General features: G+C 40.1%; 18 protein-coding genes, 2 tRNA genes and 1 riboswitch. Of the genes, 6 read left to right on the top strand and 14 right to left on the bottom strand.

Annotated elements, in window-relative coordinates:
- Positions 1-23 precede the first annotated feature (23 nt).
- Entirely contained in the window at positions 24-224 is a 201-nt protein-coding gene (locus EGC82_RS11430; protein ID WP_124730876.1) for a CPXCG motif-containing cysteine-rich protein, read from the top strand.
- 62 nt (positions 225-286) lie between these two features.
- On the opposite strand, the gene EGC82_RS11425 is transcribed toward EGC82_RS11430, so the two are convergent.
- Positions 287-901 (bottom strand): riboflavin synthase subunit alpha, encoded by a 615-nt coding sequence (locus EGC82_RS11425; protein WP_124730875.1) that lies wholly within the window; start codon positions 899-901, stop codon positions 287-289.
- Positions 902-930: 29 nt separating this feature from the next.
- On the opposite strand from EGC82_RS11425, the gene EGC82_RS11420 reads away from it, so the two are divergent.
- The 5 genes from EGC82_RS11420 to EGC82_RS11405 all read left to right on the top strand — a co-directional run bounded on the left by EGC82_RS11420 (position 931) and on the right by EGC82_RS11405 (position 4,810).
- The gene (locus EGC82_RS11420; RefSeq protein WP_124730874.1) at positions 931-2,292 is read left to right on the top strand and encodes an MATE family efflux transporter; all 1,362 of its coding nucleotides are present in this window, start codon (positions 931-933) and stop codon (positions 2,290-2,292) included.
- A gap of 340 nt (positions 2,293-2,632) precedes the next feature.
- Positions 2,633-2,709, top strand: a tRNA-Val gene (locus EGC82_RS11415).
- Positions 2,710-2,757: 48 nt separating this feature from the next.
- A tRNA-Val gene (locus tag EGC82_RS11410) sits at positions 2,758-2,834 on the top strand.
- 926 nt (positions 2,835-3,760) lie between these two features.
- On the top strand, positions 3,761-3,898 hold the full coding sequence (locus EGC82_RS21255) for a hypothetical protein (RefSeq protein ID WP_164839130.1): 138 nt from the start codon (positions 3,761-3,763) through the stop codon (positions 3,896-3,898).
- Between the two features lie 363 nt (positions 3,899-4,261).
- Positions 4,262-4,810: a histidine phosphatase family protein gene (locus EGC82_RS11405; protein ID WP_124730873.1), complete on the top strand. Its 549-nt coding sequence runs from the start codon at positions 4,262-4,264 to the stop codon at positions 4,808-4,810.
- A gap of 157 nt (positions 4,811-4,967) precedes the next feature.
- On the opposite strand, the gene cobA is transcribed toward EGC82_RS11405, so the two are convergent.
- The 13 genes from cobA to EGC82_RS11340 form a co-directional block, all read right to left on the bottom strand.
- Positions 4,968-6,329 carry a uroporphyrinogen-III C-methyltransferase gene (gene cobA / locus EGC82_RS11400; protein ID WP_124730872.1) on the bottom strand — a complete coding sequence of 454 codons (1,362 nt, stop codon included), beginning with the start codon at positions 6,327-6,329 and terminating at the stop codon, positions 4,968-4,970.
- Complete coding sequence (gene cobM, locus EGC82_RS11395) at positions 6,329-7,102, bottom strand: precorrin-4 C(11)-methyltransferase (protein ID WP_124730871.1); 774 nt, start codon at positions 7,100-7,102, stop codon at positions 6,329-6,331. The genes cobA and cobM overlap by 1 nt, the downstream gene beginning before the upstream one ends.
- Entirely contained in the window at positions 7,099-7,929 is an 831-nt protein-coding gene (cobJ, locus tag EGC82_RS11390; protein WP_124730870.1) for a precorrin-3B C(17)-methyltransferase, read from the bottom strand. Before cobJ ends, cobM begins: the two co-directional genes overlap by 4 nt.
- An 82-nt stretch (positions 7,930-8,011) precedes the next feature.
- Positions 8,012-9,577, bottom strand: a complete 1,566-nt coding sequence (locus EGC82_RS11385; RefSeq protein WP_124730869.1) for a cobalamin biosynthesis protein — start codon at positions 9,575-9,577, stop codon at positions 8,012-8,014.
- On the bottom strand, positions 9,577-10,332 hold the full coding sequence (cobI, locus tag EGC82_RS11380) for a precorrin-2 C(20)-methyltransferase (protein ID WP_124730868.1): 756 nt from the start codon (positions 10,330-10,332) through the stop codon (positions 9,577-9,579). Before cobI ends, EGC82_RS11385 begins: the two co-directional genes overlap by 1 nt.
- 7 nt (positions 10,333-10,339) lie before the next feature.
- Positions 10,340-11,578 (bottom strand): precorrin-6y C5,15-methyltransferase (decarboxylating) subunit CbiE, encoded by a 1,239-nt coding sequence (gene cbiE / locus EGC82_RS11375; protein ID WP_124730867.1) that lies wholly within the window; start codon positions 11,576-11,578, stop codon positions 10,340-10,342.
- Positions 11,575-12,231 carry a precorrin-8X methylmutase gene (locus tag EGC82_RS11370; RefSeq protein ID WP_124730866.1) on the bottom strand — a complete coding sequence of 219 codons (657 nt, stop codon included), beginning with the start codon at positions 12,229-12,231 and terminating at the stop codon, positions 11,575-11,577. Before EGC82_RS11370 ends, cbiE begins: the two co-directional genes overlap by 4 nt.
- Positions 12,228-13,382 carry a cobalt-precorrin-5B (C(1))-methyltransferase gene (locus EGC82_RS11365; RefSeq protein ID WP_244212451.1) on the bottom strand — a complete coding sequence of 385 codons (1,155 nt, stop codon included), beginning with the start codon at positions 13,380-13,382 and terminating at the stop codon, positions 12,228-12,230. Before EGC82_RS11365 ends, EGC82_RS11370 begins: the two co-directional genes overlap by 4 nt.
- Positions 13,383-13,496: 114 nt before the next feature.
- Positions 13,497-13,674, bottom strand: a riboswitch (cobalamin riboswitch).
- A 187-nt stretch (positions 13,675-13,861) separates the two neighbouring features.
- On the bottom strand, positions 13,862-14,641 hold the full coding sequence (locus tag EGC82_RS11360; RefSeq protein WP_164839129.1) for an ABC transporter substrate-binding protein: 780 nt from the start codon (positions 14,639-14,641) through the stop codon (positions 13,862-13,864).
- Positions 14,592-15,329, bottom strand: a complete 738-nt coding sequence (locus EGC82_RS11355) for an ABC transporter ATP-binding protein (protein ID WP_124730864.1) — start codon at positions 15,327-15,329, stop codon at positions 14,592-14,594. The genes EGC82_RS11360 and EGC82_RS11355 overlap by 50 nt, the downstream gene beginning before the upstream one ends.
- Entirely contained in the window at positions 15,322-16,272 is a 951-nt protein-coding gene (locus EGC82_RS11350; RefSeq protein WP_124730863.1) for a FecCD family ABC transporter permease, read from the bottom strand. The genes EGC82_RS11355 and EGC82_RS11350 overlap by 8 nt, the downstream gene beginning before the upstream one ends.
- Positions 16,269-17,009: an ABC transporter permease gene (locus EGC82_RS11345; protein WP_124730862.1), complete on the bottom strand. Its 741-nt coding sequence runs from the start codon at positions 17,007-17,009 to the stop codon at positions 16,269-16,271. The genes EGC82_RS11350 and EGC82_RS11345 overlap by 4 nt, the downstream gene beginning before the upstream one ends.
- Positions 17,002-17,883, bottom strand: coding sequence for an ABC transporter ATP-binding protein (locus EGC82_RS11340; RefSeq protein WP_124730861.1), 882 nt, complete (start codon positions 17,881-17,883; stop codon positions 17,002-17,004). The genes EGC82_RS11345 and EGC82_RS11340 overlap by 8 nt, the downstream gene beginning before the upstream one ends.
- Between the last annotated feature and the right edge of the window lie 140 nt (positions 17,884-18,023).

The raw sequence follows: 18,023 nt of genomic DNA, 5'->3' as shown, positions 1-18,023 counted from the left end.
CTTGTCTGTGAGGAGTATTAATAATGAGACTACTTTCGCATACTATCTGCTGTCCCCATTGTGGACACAATCAATATGTCATTTTAGATGCCAGTTCAGGCGATCAAGAATATTATGACGACTGCCGTATATGCTGCAACCCAATACACATTAGAATGCATCTTGATGATAATCGCAGAACAATAGAGCTTCATATCGATTCTGATGATGAACAGGTTTATTAGTTAGACACGGCCTACTTAAGCTATAGAGCAGGCCTTTAAGACTGATAATTACAATGGGCTATTTATGCGAGTTGCTTTTTAGCTAAAATCCGCTCTACCGTATCAACAATAACTTGGGTTTGGCTGTCTATTTCGATATTAATCTTATCGCCAATGCGGTAATGATCTAAATTGGTCAACTTTAAGGTTTCTGGGATTAAATGCAGTATAAAGCCACTGTCATTGACCTTTCCTACGGTTAAACTACAACCATTAATCCCCACAAATCCTTTATAGAAAATATAGTTCATCCACTGTGTATCTACTTGAAGCTCGATATTGTAATGCTCGGCAGTATTACTCACATTTTTAACCGTGGCTAAAGTGTGCACATGGCCAGATAAAATATGCCCACCAATTTCTGTCCCAAAAGTTAAGGAGCGCTCTATATTAACCTTATCGCCAACACTGGTATTACCTAAGTTAGTTATGGCTAATGTTTCTTCCATTACATCGAAAAAAACCTTATCATTTAGTATCTTGGTTACAGTAAGGCAAACACCATTATTGGCTACGCTTGCACCTGTTACTAATCCTTGTGTTAATGCTGGTGTCATAGCGACTTCAAAGGTTTTAAGGCCTGTAGCATTGTTAATTGATACCACTTCACAAGTGGCTTGAACTATACCAGTAAACATAATTCTCTCGTTCCGTTATAGGTTTTTTAATGAATAATACAGGGTTTCAAATATCACGCTTGATAAAATTAGCGCTTCCAGTTCTGATTGCTCAAGTTACTCAAACCATGATGGGCTTCATTGACACAGTTATGGCCGGCCGCGTCAGTGCAGTTGATATGGCTGCTGTAGCAGTGGGGACCAGTCTTTGGTTACCTGCAATCTTATTTGTTCAAGGCTTGCTCATGTCTTTTACGCCTGTATTTGCTCAACATCATGGCGCAAATAATCAACAAGCCATTCCTGCAATACTGTTTCAGGCTGGATATATTGCCATAATTGGTGGTATTGGTGTGATGTTCTTTCTAGCATCTTCCACTTATTTACTGGATTTAATGCATTTAGACCCTAAATTACATGGCTTAACTGTTGGATATATAGATGCTATTTTATGGGGAGCAATGCCCTTTGTGTTGTATCAAGTACTACGCGGTTGCAGTGAGGGAATTTCATATACTATGCCAACCATGGTGATTGGTTTTATTGGTTTAGCTGTCAATATACCTGCCAACTATGTGTTCATTTATGGTGGCTTTGGTATTCCTGCAATGGGTGGTGCCGGTTGTGGAGTTGCTACTGCACTTGTCTTTTGGGCAATGCTAGCCGCCATGATTATTTATATGTTGGTCGACAAAACCTTTAAAGAACTTAAACCGTTTGACCAATTTTATCGTCCTCACTTAGCGAGCATGTGGTCAATGACAAAATTAGGAATGCCAATTGCAATGGCACTCTTTTTTGAAGTCAGTCTATTTGCCATCATCGCGTTATTCTTAGCCCCGCTGGGCGCAAACGTAGTAGCAAGTCATCAGATTGCGCTTAACTTCTCTTCTATTGTATTTATGTTGCCTTTATCTATTGGTATTGCAGTGTCAATTCGGATTGGTTATTACCTTGGCCGAGGTCAACCTGAGATATCTGCTTTGGTTGCTAAAGTGGGACTAGGTTTGTCTTTATCGTTAGCGGTCTTAACCGCCCTATTAACAGTACTGTTTAGACACGAAATAGCATTATTATATAACGATAATCCTGAAGTGGTTGCCTTGGCGGGCAGCTTGATGATGTTAGCGGCATTTTACCAAATATCCGATTCTATTCAAGTTGTCGCTGCTGGCGCCCTTAGAGGCTACAAAGACACTCGAAGTGCATTTTACATTACCTTGTTTTCATATTGGTGTATCGGCATGACTACTGGTTATGTCTTGGGCTATACCGATATTATTCGACCTCCTATGGGCGCACACGGATTTTGGATTGGATTAATTGCAGGATTAACATCAGCGGCAATTTTGTTTGCAATAAGGTTAAAGTACATTCAAAAGAAAGGTTTGGTATTTGACCAGATAGGTTAACAAGTGCAATTTGTCAGCGTTAAGTGTTTCATTTTGCTTAACGTTGAAGCAAGTTGCACAGCAAATCACCATTTAGTCATAAAAATGTTTTTTTTGCTTGCAAGCGGTAGGCTATCCCACTTACTATAGCCACCGCTTTGAAGCAAAATGTTTTGAAGTTTTTGGTTTCATTAAAAAAGAAACGATATACTCGAAGCTCAGTTGCTAGAAAGAGTCGAACTACATTCTTTTAAATGCAAATCCTAGGCGTTGGTATTCTGTTGAAATAATAGAAGTCCACTTAGTTATATCACTCTTTCACAGAGTTTAAACAGTGAGATTTTATTACAAAGTAAACAATACACCCGTAGCTCAGCTGGTTAGAGCACTACCTTGACATGGTAGGGGTCGGTGGTTCGAGTCCACTCGGGTGTACCACTCTTTTCAAAGAGTCTAAACATTGGAATTGTAATAAAAGTAAACAATACACCCGTAGCTCAGCTGGTTAGAGCACTACCTTGACATGGTAGGGGTCGGTGGTTCGAGTCCACTCGGGTGTACCATTTCACTATAAAATTCAATCACTTATTTATTAGATTTTTTTTAAAAAGTGTGCCTTACTCCGAATACTAATCTAAAACCCCTTTGAGTATTCAAACAAGATTATACGTTTAAGCCATCACTAAAATAAATTCTTTAGACGTCAATAAAATAATAGTTAACAGCATTTGTGCCCAAATTTGTGCCTAAGTGCCCAAACTATGTTTTAAGCAATTCCGACTATGACCACCATACTGAATACCCTTGAAGCCTAAAGATATTTAGATGAAAGTAAGGTAGGCGGTTAATTAATCGCCTACAGGACAAGAAATCGGAAGTACATTCGCGTACATTTTTCCAAGTTGAAATTGTTCCATCGTATCCCTTGTGCAGCTTTGCCGTACAAGGTGTAGCCCGTCATCCTTTGGTGCCGATAGGGTCAATTAATGTGTCTTACCAAGCATAATTAGATACTTTTGACGAAGAATAGCCCATTTTCTCGCACTATTGTCTTCACAAATTTCTTCAACATGCTCAAATTAATTCACCTAATCTGGTCCAGATCGCGAACGTTTTTATAAACATATTCCGTGTATTTATTAAACTACATTTGTACAGAATGTTATCAGTTTATGAATGATAGGAGGTGATTTTATAATTAAATTATTCATTGTGATCAAAAAATCTACAATCATACGTTTGCCCTATTCGACTAATAAGTAAGTTTAAGCTCTAAATTAGGCAAAATTGCTTTTTATTGAAGCGTTTTTTTAATTTATTTATTTCAAACTGGTGATGTGATTTGCATTTTTAAGGCATATGTTTGACCCAAAAAATTGAACTATATTAGAAATAGTCAGATTCACAATATATTCTTCACTAATCTCAATCCCATTAAACCTTATATTCTTCAATTAACTCGAGAGATCAAGGTAAGGTTTTATTTTCAATGGCACAATTTCCAATTGAAGAGTACATAGAGTTAGTTGACAATGTACTTGCAGGGCGAGATCGCGAACGTTTTATGAACAAGTTGAGTGTGTTTATCAAACTACATTTGTTCGGAATGTTATCACCTCAAGAATGATTGGAAGTGATTCTATACTGAAAGCATTCATTGTGAGCAAAAAATGCACACTCATGCGGTTGCCCTGAATGTACTTGCCCCTAATCCTTGGCCAGATGATATTAAAATATTCGTATAGAACATATAAAAATGTTTATGCGTACGGCGAGCGACCAAGACTTTCGTTCAGTAATTTAGACGGTATTAGTGATACATGATCAACAGTATACTTATCAACACCACGGTAGAACAATTAAGCCGATGATAAATAATTTAGTAAAACTAATAGCGTGATCTCTAGCCTAAATCTAATTATAGTTACAATCAAATCAATGCTAATTTGCTATAATTTATATGTTAACCATCTGAAGTTAAGAATTTTTTATGCCAGTATTTTTTTGTCGTCATGGTCAAACCCATTGGAATGTAAAAGGCCTTATTCAAGGGCAATTTAACAGTGAACTCACTAATGTTGGTAAGTCACAAGCTTTAGCGTTGGCGAATAAAGCAAAGACTCATCAAATAGAGCATGTCGTATGCAGCGATTTAGGGCGAGCGGTTGAAACAGGTACTATCGTGTCGACATTTTTAGGGAGTAAACTTGAAATAATGCCTGAAATAAGAGAGCGAGGCTTCGGTATTTTACAAGGGATTTCTCGTACTGAACAACCCCAACTCTGGGATGCTTTTGACAATAAACACCTTAACGATGAATTGAATATTCAAGGTTCTGAATCTGCATCTCAAGTTGCAATTAGAATAGCTCGTACAATTTCATCTTTATGTGATAACAATACAGATAGGAATGTATTATTAATTGGTCACGGGGAATGGTTACGCATTTTTATCAATATTCATAATGGTCATCATCCTTGGTCAGATTTTAGTGTATTGCCAGATAACTGCGAAATAATAAAAATAGAAAAGCGTTAAAGCGGAAATATTGTTACATGTCGCAAGTCTATACATTAAAAAAATTAAAGCTGTTAATACAACAGCCCTAATTAATTTGCAGGAAATTACATTATTAAAAAGTCGACGATAATATAAAGCCGACTTTTTAATCACTAACCTGTTTTAGCTTATACTGCTATGCGGCGCGGGAACATAAAATTAATGATGAAATGTCTAATTCATCGAAAGAATCATTTTTAGTGATCAAATATGATTTCACATCCGTATCAGACAAAAACTCTACAACCTCTACATTGCGCGTAAATACTACGGCATCATCTAGCAATAAATTATTGTTGATCAAAAATTCAACAGCAACGATTTCATTCGTCAATGCAAATGATGAGGGTGACAGTTGATAATTTGGTTGTATCAAACGAACTTGTCTACCACATATACCATGACTCTTCGTTGACGCTACAATGCAAACATGATCAACAGGCTTGTCATTTATCGTAATGAAAATACCGAAATGCTGCAGATAATCAGCAGCATCTTGGCTGCCGGATATATTCCAATGCCAATCTCGAATATCTAATCTATGTTTACGAGAACATTCAATTAAGCTTTTGGCCGCTTCTTGAGAATCTAACCATAAATGTTTGTTTGTTGTAATGGTTAACCAATCTTCGCTATCAAACTGGTAATTAACTTCAATTTTTGGTGCGTCAACTATGGTTGCTCCAAGTAATTTTAGTTTATTACGACTTTCTTGGTCATTAGAGCAGGTTAATACTTGCTGTTGACTTAGGGGTAATACGTCACGCCAATTTAATTCGTTGGCTAAACTCACTACTTCTCCCAATGCAACAAGCATTGGATCACCATTATCAAACTCAATTATCTGATCACCGATTTGATCGATAGTTGAAATCAATGTACGTTGCTTAAAACTGGTGGCCGCTGCAATAACAGCAACGGGCGTGCTGGGTAATTTACCAAGAAGCATCAATTCTTCTGTATGTTTCTTTAATTTTTTTGCACCCATATAAAGGATTAATGTGCCGGCAGCATCACCGGCTAATGCCCAAGATTTAATAGTAGGTGATACCTTATGACCACTTGCAAAAGTAACATCAGAAGCCATGCCATTACTTGTTAATGGAAATCCGGCATAGGCTGCTGCGCCAAGCGCTGAACTAATACCGGGGATCACCTCATATTCAATGCCATGATGTTGCAAGCTGCGGCATTCTTCGGTTGCACGACCAAAAATAAACGGGTCACCCGCTTTTAATCGCAACACCGATTTCCCGGCCAAAGCTTGTTCAATTACAAGAGGGTGCATGCCATATTCTATCGTTGCACCACAGTAACCTCTATACCCCACTGGCAACATTGTTTTATCTGCGGGGATCATAGAGAGTACAGCTTGATCGATCAATAAATCATAACAAACCACATCACAGTGACTCATTAGTTCAACGGTCTTTTGAGTTAATAAACCTGGATCTCCAGGTCCTGCTCCTGCTAAAAATACTTTCCCCGGCTTAGACATTAGATAACCTCCTCTTCCTTGTTACCTCGACGGAATCCATGCGAAAACTCACTTGCATAAAGTCTTGAATCTCTAAATTCGGTTTGATTTAATACTTTACTGACAATAATCATTGCTGTTGAACGTATACCAGCCGCTTCTACTTTTTCAACGATGTCATCCAAGGTGCCTCGGATAATTCGCTCTTCTGGATGTGAAGCTTTTTCAACAACCGCCACTGGCCAATTACCTGGATAGACTTCTTTCAATTCTCGAGCAACTTTACGGATTAAGGTTGCCGATAAAAATAGACACATGGTTGCTTCATGAGCCGCGAGTGATTTAAGGTTTTCTTTTTCTGGTACTGGTGTTCTACCCGATGCACGACTTAAGATAATGGTTTGGCACTGTTCCGGTAATGTCAGTTCTTGTCCTAATGCTGCCGCTGATGCTTGGAAAGAACTGACCCCAGGTACGACTTTCCAATCGAGGTTTAAGTCATCTAACCGACGGGTGGTTTCAGCCAAAGAACTATAGATTGATAGATCGCCCGTTTGTACTCGAGCAACATCTAAGCCTTTGGCATCTGCGTCAACACAAACCTGTATGATTTGATCAAGGTCCATATCTTCAGAGCTCAATACCAATGCCTCTTTATGAGCACGAGCAACGACTTCTTTTGGCACTAATGAACCGGTATAAAGTACCACTGGACACTCTTCCACTAAACGAGCACCTTTTACGGTAATTAACTCTGGATCACCCGGCCCTGCGCCAATAAAAAATACGGTCATACAACTTTCTCCAGCTGAACTTCATTTAACGAGCGGCCGCGTTTTTGCCCCGCCTTAATTGACCCAGTTTCTAGGTCGTATTTTTTGCTATAACCCCGAGGCGTTATAATTAAATTCTCAAATTCATAACTTTGACTGTTACCGACTATTACTGCTGCAGTCATACCAAACTCACAATCTGTAAACTCACTGAGTTTTGAAATTTGAATTGATTGTTCTGGACGATAGGCATTGTCAACAATTGCAACAGGCGTATCTGCATGACGATGTTTTAATAGAATTTTTTGGGCTGTTAAGATTTGCTCTGTTCGACGACGAGATCTAGGGTTATAAAATGTTATTGCAAAATCAGCCACTGCTGCAGCTTCAATTCGCTTTTCGATGAGTGACATTGGTGTGAGTAAGTCCGATAAGGAAATGGTACAACTATCGTGCCCTAACGGCACTCCGACCAAAGATGCACAAGCATTTGCAGCTGTTATTCCCGGTATCATTGTTACCTTTACCGTGTCATCGTTCTTCCATTCTTTTTGTGCAAGCAGCTCGTATACAAGTGGGCCCATGGCATACATGCCTGCATCACCTGAAGAAATAATCGCTACGTTACGTCCGGCTAATGCCGCATCAACAGCCACTGCTGCGCGGTCTACTTCCCGTGTCATACCACTGGCGGATGTCTCTTTGCCCCCCAGTAATGGGCTTATCATATCTAGGTACGGTTTATAACCGACAACAAAATCTGCATTGCTAATTGCAATTTTTGCCATAGGCGTCATTAGAGACAATGAACCTGGCCCTATACCTACTACATCTAATGTTCCACTCACAGAAACCTCCAAAAACTCTTATTGGCACCACAATTGACAACTTTAATCTATGATCGTGGTGAATTTATTTGTGACTTAATGCCTAATTACATGCTTCTACTTCTGCAATAAAATCAGTATCTAACAATTCATTCAATGGTGCTGAGTCAGCGATAGCTTGTAATACTTGCCGCCATTTTTCTTCTGTTAATAATTCTAAAGATTGTAACCACACACTATGATTGGGATCTTGTTGCTTTCGAGCGTATATGGCTGCTGTAGCACGTTGTCTACAAGCGCCAACGCAATAACTACGGGTAACTTTAATCCTTCTAGTGCCACTACTTAGTTGCATTGATTTAAGAATTTGACGAATATAATGTGCTAACCCTGCGGCGCCTTCGTCCTGACAACGACCCCCTTCACAAACAAATAAATGATGGGCATATTGTTTAATTGGCTTTGCTTTTGTCTCTCTAATTAATCCCTTATTTTCTTCTTTCTTATGCCCATGACTTGCTCTATGTGAACTGTGTGAAATAGCGATTGTTTCACCACAAATATTTTTGCGCTTTTTTGCTAACATGGGTTCATTGAAATGCCTTTCACATGCAGCCAATGTCATGTTGAAACCGTCGGCATTAAATTTAAACTTAGGGATAAGGAGTTTGTTTCGTTGACTACCATGCAAACATGCCGCTTCTGCTACAGAACTAATCCCAATGCAACGTAGAACAGTTTCAGAAGGATTTTCTATCCCCTCAACCTCAGCAAGCGTTTTCGCTGGATAACAGTGAAAATTCAATTTAAGTTGTTTGGCTAATTCAATAATGCCAAGCTCGTTGGCTTTAAGTTCTGCAGAGTGCACACCTGCAATTGAATTAGGGTGTAAATTATTTTTTTCTAAAAAATAAGCTAAACCTTGCTGTAAAACATGTAGGGGAGTATTTCTGTCACAACCAATACCTATTTCTATATTGGTGGGACGCCAAATAACATGAGGTAAATCAGTATCAATAACATGCTGCTTGTTACTAATGATTATCGCAGCTGAATAAGTAGATAAATCAGGTTGCTGTTGAGTTTCACTTACCCAAATGTGCTCTGGCATTCTTTTAGCGTAGATCCACCAGTTTTTTTGACCACTTTGTTGCCAAATAAGTGTTGCTGCGCCATTTACAACAGCACTCGATACGGACGTTATATGCTCCTCAGACTCGGCGGCTAAATGCCATCCTAGTGGCTTGCCAAACATATCAACACTTAAAGTTTCAGATGTATCCGAAGCGGTGGTGATCACCGCTTGTGCCTTGAGTATTTTTGCCACTTTTTTGGCTATTTCATTGGCTCCGCCCCGGTGGCCACTTAACACTGGCACGACAAACTGCCCCGCCTCATCGACACATATCACCCCTGGGTCAGTGCGTTTATCCTGTAACAATGGAGCGAGTAACCGTGTTGCAATGCCTACACTGAAAATACCAATATGTTGATCAAATTGACTAAAGCTATCACTCAAATGATCTTTAAGTGTCTGTTTTGAGGCGGTATCTCCGCCCCACTCGCCACTGCGATCGAGAACAAATACTTCAGCATTTTCTAACCTAGAGGCAAGTTGCATGGCTAGCAACTGCCCCTTACGGGTAATAGCGTGAATGGCAATGCGCATTACGCAGTACCTTTACGTAAAATACCTTTACGTTTACGAATGGAGAGTTGTACCATCGCAAAATATTTGTGTTCTTTAGGGACATCACGTAAATCTGTAAATACTTGTTGGTTTTCACCCGTTGCATACGAGACATAGGTTGCACAATCCAACATGTTCATAGGCTCTAGTAATTTAATCAAAGGCTCAACCATTCGACCCGCTTTGATCAAAATAATGGTATCGAACTCTTCCATCAATCTCGGCAACATTTCAATGCCATAAGTCGCTGGCACGACGCAGAATCTTTCTTCTCCATCGGCTAATGGAATTTGAGTCGCAGAGGGTACTGCCGTAATGGAACTCACTGCCGGAACTATTTCTGTTTCGACATGTTCCAAACGTTCTGCAATCTCTTCTTGAAGGTAAGCCCAAGTGCTAAATACTGATGGATCCCCTTCGGTAATAAAACCGACATCTAAACCTTGCTTCAACCGTTCAACAATTTCGTCAGCAGCTCTGTGCCAAGCAGGTACTGTAATGGTATGGTCTCGACTCATTGGAAACCAAAGAAATAGCTTTTCGCCACTTACCTCTTCAGCGGGCACTTCTTGTTTAGTAATCGCCCATGCAAATGAATCTTGTGCACCTTGAGTCTTTTCAGGTATTGCTATTACATCAAGTGATTTAAGTAGACGCACGCTTCGTAATGTCATTAAATCGCCCGCGCCAGGACCGACACCAATGGCATATAATTTTCCAATTTTAGTTGTCATACGTAGATTATCTCTTTTCTATAATAAATAAATGAATAGGGTTTTCTGCTTGATAGCAGGTGTAATGTGCTAAGGGTTTTGTCTTTGAGATATTAAGCATTAATATTTGTGGCTCTATTTCATGCTGTCGACATAAGTTAAATAACTCAGTGACACTGTCGAGCGTAACGGCAGACACAATAAAACGCCCTCCAGTTTTCAAGACTTGCATTACATGGGTGAAAATAGCGCTCATTTGACCACGGCTACCGCCGCAAAATACTGCATCTGGTGCCGGTAAATCAGCTAAACCATCCGGTGCTTTATGCTTGATGATGTTCATATTATCGACTTTATGCAGTTCACGATTTGCTGCTAACATTTCAAAGCAATCACTATTACATTCAATGGCATAAATCTGACCACGCCATGCCTGCTTTGCACTTTCTATCGCCACCGAACCGGATGCTGTACCGATATCCCACATTATGCTGTCGGGTGTTAAATTAAGATTAGCAATGGCTACAGCACGAATAGGCGCCTTAGTAATGAGCCCTTGTGAAGGAATCCGTTTAGCATATTCTTCATCTGCAACATGACCCGGTTTGCCATTCCAAGGGGCTTGATCTCCACGGCGCAATAGCATTAAGTTTAAAGGGTTTACTTCCCCTGCTTCCCCTGCGACCAGTTCAGCTACTGTGAATGTTCGGCAACGTTCATCGACGCCACCTAGCGCCTCACAGACATGGATCTGCCAGTGTGTTTCGGCAAACGTTAATAAATGAGCGGCTACAACCTGAGGGGAATTAACACCATCGGTTAATAGTGCAAATTCATCAGCTTGCTGTAATTTTGCAACGAGTCCAGTTAATGAACGGCCATGAACTGACAACATGGTCAATTGTTGGCTTGACCATCCATAACGGGCACAAGCAAGTTGTACACTTGATAGTGATGGAATAATGTCTACGTCGACATTTGCTTTCGCAGCAGCTTTTAGCAATAACTGACCAATTCCGAAAAACAAAGGATCACCAGATGCGAGCACACAAACATCTTGACGGCTGGCAAGCTCAACGACTTGGGTAATGAAACCAGAAAGAGGCGAAGTCATTGCAAGCTTCTGACCTGTGTATTGCGGAACAAATGCTAAATGGCGCTCGCTCCCAGCTAAAACTTCAGCTTCAGAAATTGCATTCATTGCACGACTGGTTAGGCTTAAACAGCCATCATCGCCAATACCGACTAAACGTAATTGACCTCTCATTTAGCTGCCTCGACTAATAATGCATGAATACTAGAAACAACGAGAGGACTGCCACCTTTTCTGCCCAAAGAGGCTATATAGTCAACTTGGTTTTGATCTACGAGTAATTGTTTAGACTCAACGGCTTTAACAAAACCGACTGGAATACCAATAATGAGTGCAGGTTTTATTTCACCCGCTTGGATCATGGTAAGCACCTCTAGTAATGCAGTTGGCGCATTACCCACACCAATAATTGCGCCGTCGAGCAAGCCTTGATCTCGTGCATATCGCATAGACTCTATTGCTCTTGTAGAACCACTTGCCTTAGCACGTTCAATCACGGTTTCGTTGCTAATAAAACAATAAGCCTGGTTACCAAATACGGCTTTGCGTTGGGCGCTTAGCCCTGCGGTAATCATGGTAACGTCGGAAATAATATTACAACCATTTTTCAATGCGTTAACGCCTGTTTCCACCGCTTTATCACTAAATTGATATAATGTTGCAAATTCAAAATCACCACTGGTATGAATGGCTCTTCTCACCACATTCCACTCACCGTCAGAAAAGTGGTGACCACCGTGAAACGTCTGTATTTCATGATCGATAATAGAAAAAGAATCATTTTCTATTTGGCGGCCTTGTGTCGTCATCTGTGACATAGCTGTCATTGTTTTTCTCCCAGAGTCACGCGTGCGATTGTTGCGCCGTTAAAGTCAACCAGGCGCAAACTAAATTGATATGAATGATGTGCATAAGCTATGCAGTGTTTTGCAGCAACTAAACAAATTTGTTCAAAGAAGGCATCAGGTAACGGCGGTTTCATTTGCAGGAGATGCCGCCCTGTTAAAGCATGACGAATAGCATCTACATCTTGTTCTTTACACATAGTGGCGGCGATGTCTGCAAGATGGTTGAAATTAATTGCCCTACCACTGACATGGGTCAACATATTTCCTGCGGTTAACTTGCACAACTTACCTATCATGGTGACAAGTTCTACATGTTTCATTTCGTAACGGGCAGCCGCTCGTAGCCCCACACCACTAAAATCACCCACTTGAACGAAGGCTAATTCTGGTTGTTGAGGAAAATATTCCATGGCAGCTTTTTCGGTACGGCTGCCGGTGGTGAGATACACAGTGTCTAGACCTTGTGCTTTGGCAACCATGATATTTTGTCTAATAGAAGCGGAATACGCAGAGGTTGAATAAGGGAAAACGGTTCCACGAGTACCTAATATTGAAATGCCACCAATGAGTCCTAATCGTTTTGCAATCGATTCTTCTGCCATCTTTTCGCCATTAGGCACTGATATTTCTACTCTTGCGCCACCTTGACTATATTTTGCAAGTAAGGGTAATAGATGTTCTCGGATCATCTTACGGGGCACAGGATTAATTGCAGGTTCGCCCACAGCAAGTTCTAAGCCGGGTAAAGTTACAGTGGCCACGCCATTTCCTGCGACAAATGTTATACCGGGTTTGTCGGTTAAACTGACTGTTGTTGTGATATGTGCTTTGTCGGTACAGTCTGGGTCATCACCGGCATCTTTGATGACATAACAAGTGACTTGTTGAGGAGTCTGTAAGATTGTCTGCAAATTGAACGTGACTTGTTCAGTTGTTGGTAAGGTAATTTGAATAGTTGATATAGATTCATTTGTGAGTAATTGAGATAATGCGCCTAAAGAAGCTGCAGTTGCGCAGGCACCTGTAGTATAGCCTTTTCGCAATTCCTTGCGATTTCGACTTTTCTTTATCTTTGTCACTTGCGAAGGAAAATCAGCTTCCATCGGTGAGTTTTTTGACGTTATATCCACAATTAACCCTAAAATTGAGTCTTTATAAAACTCAAGCAATTCATCGAATATTGAGTACTGAATCAAGGGCTGTTATCACTGAGGTATAAACTCACTAGGAACGCCCGCCCAGTTTTTATCATGATGGTTAAAGTGGGTATCCTGGCTCAAGATTATACTGAATCTCACCTTCCCAGCTTGCGCCAGTGGTATTGAGTTCAGCTGCGTATTTATCTACGCTTTATCTTTTACAGTTGCGGGTACAGTCCAGAAATTTCATCTGGTTCCCCTAACTCTTATAGGTATTATTAAACGATGGAATTACCGATGTGATTATCGATGTAAATATCGCTTTAATAACCTAATAGAGTCGCCTTAAGGCGCCTTAACTAAGATTAATTTTAGGGACTAATTGCTGGCAAAACAGTGTGAGAAATATCAGTAATTTAGATTGTTAAACCAAGTTGTGATCTATAACCGTCTACAGATCACATCAAAACTTATGATTTGTTAAATTGACGATTTAATTCTGCAGCAATATAAAAAGATTGGCTATTGGCTCTAGAGTAGGATAATTGTTCAACTTGTATAAACTTGCTCGGTAACATCTTATATAATTGGCGTGTTTCAGGTGGTTGTGGATTGGGGTTCATTGGACCTATTTGATAAAGGTAATAATCAGGCTGGCTAACGAGCACAGATTCCACATTAAATTTAATCAGCTTACGAGTCGAAGGAGCCATTAATTCTCCGCCCGCAGAGTGAATAATATCACTGACAATATTGCCTTTACCCGCTATGGTCAGGGGCATTTGAGTGACTTCGTAAATTACAGAAGGTTTTTTGACCAGAGGCTTAATTTTTTGCAGTACTTGAGTTAATGTAGTGACTAACTCATTAGCTTGATTTGGGCAATCGAGTAAGGTGCCAAGATGATGAATTTGCTCTAACACAGCATTTAAGGTTACAGGATTATAAATGACTGTTTTTGCGCCTAATAAAGACGCCATCTCATCACTAAAAAAGCGAGTCGAATCGATAATGATTAAATCGGGATTTAATGATTTAATCAATTCAATATTCGGCTTTATATGGCTACCTATTTTAAGTGCATCTTTAAAATCGTCATTATTACGAGTAACCCCAACGACTTTATGCTGCTGTTGCAACTGAATAAATAAGTCTCCAGCTGCAGGGGCAAGTAACACCACTCTTTCGTAGGCATAATTGTTAGTGGAAAAAGCTAAAGCTGCGATTATCAATAGAAACCGAAACATCATATACCTCAGATAATAATTCAGCGCTGACATCAGCGCGGTTAACGTCATAAAGTAATCGACCATTTTTGAAAAAAACAAACCGGTCGAAATGGTGTAATGCCAAATTAATATCGTGCACCGAAGTAATTACACTGGCATTAAGCTTGGTTAAATGTGCAAATATATCCAGCGTATGCCGAACATCTAAACTAGAGTTAGGTTCGTCTAAATAAATAATTGGCGTGTTCTGATTCAAGACCCTTGCAAGCATCACTCGACGTTTCTCACCCCCAGACAACTCGGCGTAACTTCGTTCGGCATAATGGCGAATGTCGAGCAAGTCTAACAATGCTAATGTTCGGGCATCATCTTGTGCACTAAACTCGCCTAACCTATTTTGGGCATAACACCCCAAACGAACAACCTCAAAGACAGTAAAAGGAAATGAAATCTCAGAAAATTGTGCTAACAATGAAAATGTCTTTGCTCGTGCAGGAAAAGATAACTGGCTTAATGCCATATCCCCATAAACAATACTGCCAGACTCAGGTTCAAGTAAACCCGTTAACAATCCTAATAATGTACTCTTTCCGCAGCCGTTTTCGCCCATAAGTGCGACCTTTTCACCGGATTTAATCATTAAATTGTCTACCGATAAACTAAAGTCACCACGTTGATAAATGAGGTTGTTAACTTTTATATTAACCATTCCAAAAATGCTCCCGACGAGATTGCAAAAGATAGAAAAAGAACATGCCTCCAAGCACTGCGGTCACAATGCCGACAGGAAGCTCTGCGCCACCCGGTATAACCACTCGTGAGAATGCATCTGACAAGACCAGTAACCCACTGCCCAATACAGACGAGTAGAAAATGTTGTGCCTCATATCACTTCCAAACAAACTTCTTGAAATATGTGGCACAATTAAGCCTACAAAGCCGATAATGCCCGAAAAACTCACCGCAACCGAGACAAGCAAAGTAGATAAAATAAACGAAGTCGAACGTAACTTTTTAACATCGACACCTAAACTTTGTGCTGATTGTTCATCTAAAGCCAATATATTCAGTTCCATTGACCGCCGTTGAAGATATAGATAAATAACGCCAAAAAGCAAAACACAGAGCAATAAACGATCCCAAGTAACTAAAAAAATCCCGCCCATAAGCCAATAGACAATGGCATTAAGCGAATCTTCGAAGTAATACTTAGAGAAACTGATTATTGCCGAAGCAATAATGTTCATTACCACGCCAGCCAAAATCATAGTGATAGGATTTATCCGACCTTGTGTTTGCGACAATCGATACACCAACAATAAGCCTGTCATGCCCGTTGCGAAAGCACATACCGGTATCCAATAGCCACCAACACCCAACGAAATGGCCAATACAGCGCCTAATGCCGAAGACGATGCGGCACCGGTAGTAAAACTATCAGCCAATGGATTCTTTAACGTTAGTTGATAGATGCTGCCACTGATCCCAAGCATTGCTCCTATGACAGCGGCAAAAAGTACTCTTGGTACACGTAACTGAGTCAGGATGTCGCCATCCAAACCCGACATATGAAATGGATTAATCCAATGTGGACCCACTAGTGTTGCGATCAAGCTTAATATCACTAGGCAGGCCAAACAGATTATTTTCATGTTTCTACTCGCTCGGCGATATGAAGCGCTGCAGCACATAAGACTAAATTAAAACCAATAAGGATGATTAACGACATAAAATTAAAATCACCACTATTAAGTAATGCAGTACGTATTAAATCAGCACTGTAAGTCAGTGGTGATATAGCGGCCACAACTTGAATAATCGTTGGCATCTGATCGACAGGGAAAAATGTGCCAGATAAAAACATCATAGGGGTAATAATAAATGCGGTCATTGATGCTTGGTCACGGTGGTTACGCATTTTTAAAGCAACAATAAATCCCATTAAAGAGAATGCAATAAGGTGCATTAACAGTGCAATCACAAAACCGAGCGAATAATGTAAACTCACCCCACATATCACGCTATAACAGATGATAACGCCAACAGGAATTAATCCTCGTGTCATTCCGTATAACACTTGGGCTGCCACAACCTGCCAGCGTTGATTCGGTGCTAATAAAAACTCTTCAAAAATTTTCAGGTAAAAGCGACTAATATTGATCTCAGTCGCAATATTATAACTTTGATTCATACTGGCCATGGCGAGTAAGCCTGGAAATAAAAATGTTAAGTAATCAACCCCGTTAACAGATGTTCCCTCTCCGACACCGTAACCAAATGCCATTAAATAAAGAAAAGGTGGAACGGCTGCAGCCATAACAACCCGCAACAGTTTCTTTCTAAGCACCATGGTTTCACGGTAATAAATCCCTACAACTCCACTAAGCATTTTTAACCAACCTTTGTCCTGTCATTTGTAAAAAGGCATCTTCAAGGGTTGTCTGTCTGATACTCACTGTTTCAGCTAATTCGGCTAATCGGTTCATGGCATGCCCACGGCTGGCAAAAAACTCTTGTCGACGATCTTGCCCTACTTCAAGTACATGAGAACCTAAATCTTGCTTTAATGTTTCTACATTACTGTCTGCAATAATTTTGCCACGATCGATAAAAATGACCCTACTGGCCATTCTTTCAGCTTCTTCTATATAATGAGTGGTGAGGAAAATGGTACAGTCGAATTCTTTATTTATTTTGGATAAAAAATCCCACATTTTACGTCGGCTATGAGGGTCGAGTCCTACCGTTGGTTCGTCAAGGAATAGAATTTTAGGATTGTGCATAAGCGCACGAGCTATGACGAGCTTACGTTTCATTCCGCCTGATAATTTCTCTGAAGGGATATCTCGGTGTTCTTCAAGTTCGGCGAAGGCTAAACTTTCGTTAATTCTATGTGTGAGTGCTTTGCCACGCATTTTATACAACAAACCGTGTACGGTAAGGTTTTCTACGGGGGTTAATTCTCGATCAATATTATTATGTTGCGGAACAACGCCAATTAACTGTTTTAATGCTAGTCGATCAGTACTATGTGCATGACCATCATATAAAATATCACCAGAATCGGGGGAGATTAGGCCTGTTAACATCTTAATTAACGTTGTTTTACCCGCACCATTAGGCCCTAAGAAAGCGCATATATCTCCACGATTAATGCAAAAACTTGCATTATCTACAGCTTTTCGTTTTCCAAAACTTCGATGTAAACTTTTACCTTCTAATACAGGAGTATTGATTGATAAAGGCACTTCTGAAGTTGACATAACATTATTTACTGGCATAAATTTTAATTATTCTTCAAAAAGAAGAAATCCTAAAACTGATGTTCCGGCCAAGAACGTTAAATTTTGCTGAAGAAGAAAAGGTATACTTCTTTCCCAGTAAAGGTGGTATTAAGGATATG

It is taken from the genome of Shewanella livingstonensis (genome assembly GCF_003855395.1).
Lineage (GTDB): Bacteria > Pseudomonadota > Gammaproteobacteria > Enterobacterales > Shewanellaceae > Shewanella > Shewanella livingstonensis.
Note: the sequence above shows the minus strand (reverse complement) of the source record. Positions and strands in the feature narration are given on the sequence as shown.